This is a genomic window from Roseibaca sp. Y0-43 (assembly GCF_020667835.1).
GTDB lineage: Bacteria > Pseudomonadota > Alphaproteobacteria > Rhodobacterales > Rhodobacteraceae > Roseinatronobacter.
In genome coordinates this window covers 1-694 of sequence record NZ_JAFMPR010000045.1, presented here as the reverse complement: position 1 = coordinate 694, position 694 = coordinate 1, and the positions used below count along the sequence as shown (strand labels likewise).

Here is a 694-nt window from a genome sequence, read left to right as displayed (position 1 = left end):
TCAGGTGAATACGGCTTTGAGGTCTTCTTTCGATTCTGTTCCATAACGGGCAATCCTCCGAGAGTTTTGCCCTCCGGTAAACCCGGGGCGGTTCAAGGTGGCTCCCCGCGACAAGTGTTCGAACTCGCGTTCAAGTCTCTCCAAATTGCACAACAAACTGGGAAATACGGTTTGGTAGCTGAAGCAATGGGACCTTGGCTCAAGGAAAGATGGACGTTCATCTGGGAACGGCAACGCTTTCTGCTGAGCCGTCCTGCGCTTCACGAGGTTAGTATCTTGGATGCGATGAAAGACGATGAGGCCTCAAACGAAAGTAAGGTAGTCAATATTCTGATGGCCGTCCTTCCGACACTTGGGATTGGAAACCAACGCGAAATAGAAGGCATCCTTGCCGCCTTGCCGAGGTAGCTTCGGCGTTAGTTGTGTGCGAAGTCGATTGACACCCATACGGGACCCAGCCCTAGCAAACAGTCGCATCCCTATGTGACAAAACGGCCCAAGGATTTGTTTTTATTTAAGAAAAATGGTGCCCAAGGGCGGAATCGAACCACCGACACGAGGATTTTCAATCCGTGGCGTGGTGCGGTCAACTTGGATCGTGACCTGCCCCCCGCGAAATCCCTCACCATGATGTAGAGTCTGCCCAACCCTTGCACTGCTCCCCAACCTTGGACCGCCGGAAGCTGGATTTTTC

At 52.6% G+C, this 694-nt stretch carries 2 protein-coding genes; one reads left to right on the top strand and one right to left on the bottom strand.

Translation table 11 applies throughout. From position 1 onward, the window contains the following. On the top strand, window positions 1–408 hold a 408-nt coding region (locus tag J1C52_RS15035), incomplete at its 5' end, for a hypothetical protein (RefSeq protein ID WP_227428737.1). Window positions 409–510: 102 nt separating this feature from the next. On the opposite strand, the gene J1C52_RS15030 is transcribed toward J1C52_RS15035, so the two are convergent. After that, a partial coding sequence (locus tag J1C52_RS15030) for a hypothetical protein (RefSeq protein WP_227428736.1) occupies window positions 511–694 on the bottom strand: 184 nt, incomplete at its 5' end.